Source organism: Neobacillus drentensis, assembly GCF_036966985.1.
Lineage (GTDB): Bacteria > Bacillota > Bacilli > Bacillales > Cytobacillaceae > Neobacillus > Neobacillus drentensis_E.
In genome coordinates this window covers 2,381-3,657 of the sequence record NZ_JBALSN010000617.1, presented here as the reverse complement: position 1 = coordinate 3,657, position 1,277 = coordinate 2,381, and the positions used below count along the sequence as shown (strand labels likewise).

The window sequence follows — 1,277 nt, the reverse complement described above, 5'->3', positions numbered from 1 at the left end:
GAATATTAAAAACGCTAAAATTTATTTTTCCGTTATTACTGTTAATCTTTGCAATTACCGAAATCAAAAAATTCACTCAAAACATAAATATGCACTTACTTAAGGAAGAACTAAGTCAACTTGATATGTGGCGTCTCCTTTTTATATTATTTATCACCTTTATAGCTGTCTTACCCATGTTGCTTTACGATGTAGTATTAGTGCGAATATTAAAACTAAAAGTTCCAACCAGAGATTTATTAGAACAATCATTTATTGCTAATTCGTTTTCAAATTTAATTGGCTTTGGTGGAATAATCGGGGCAATGTTAAGGACGTATTTCTTTCATAAGCACGAACCAGACAAACGTAAACTTTTAGGGGTTATTGCATCCGTATCATTATTTTATTTAACTGGGATTTCAGTGCTATCATGGATCGTCACAAATAATTTTCGTAACTTCCCGTTGTTTGTTGACACAAAATGGCTCTATTTTGCAGTGGTGGGTGTTGGTTTATATTTACCACTTTTTTTAATTTTACATATAATAAAGTCAAAAAAAGGAAGTCCATCTCTAGTTAGTGCCAATAGTACCTTGAAGCTAATTTTGATATCCATAATCGAATGGTTTGCAGTATTTTTAGCCATATGGATTTTATGCCGGACTTTAGGAATTTCTATCTCTGCAGCAAATCTTTTTCCTGTCTATATTGTAGCTGCATGTGCCGGTATCATTAGTATGATCCCAGGCGGATTAGGTTCTTTTGATTTGGTATTTATTTGGGGGATGCAAGATTTACATATCCCTGAAGAAAAGGTACTAGTATTATTACTATTTTATCGGATTGGCTATTACTTTCTCCCATTTTTTATTAGCCTAGTTTTCTTTGTTAAGCTTTATTGGAAAAAGTGGAATCAAACTTGGAATGATCTTCCTAAAGCTGTGCTTCAAAGATTAAGCCATGTCATTTTAACCATGCTGGTTTTCCTTTCTGGTTTAATCCTACTGTTATCAGCTAGTGTACCTGGAATTATGTCCCGGTTGAAGGTTGCACAAGAACTTTTATCCTTTCCAATTATAAATGTATCGCACCAATTATCTGTTGCAGCTGGGTTTTTATTATTAGGTTTATCTCGGGGAATTGAATATAGTGTAAAGAGAGCCTACGAGCTAACGATGTTCGCATTAATATTGGCCGCACTGTTCTCTATCTTTAAAGGAATTGATTATGAGGAAGCGATCTTTTTAATTATTGTAGCTTTGTTGCTCCGGATGGCAAAAGGTCAATTTTATCGA

At 33.8% G+C, this 1,277-nt stretch carries 1 protein-coding gene; it reads left to right on the top strand.

Translation table 11 applies throughout. The features are described 5' to 3' along the window. Window positions 1-2: 2 nt before the first annotated feature. Window positions 3-1,277 (top strand): lysylphosphatidylglycerol synthase domain-containing protein (locus tag V7659_RS29170; protein WP_335543539.1); only part of this gene is annotated, 1,275 nt, incomplete at its 3' end.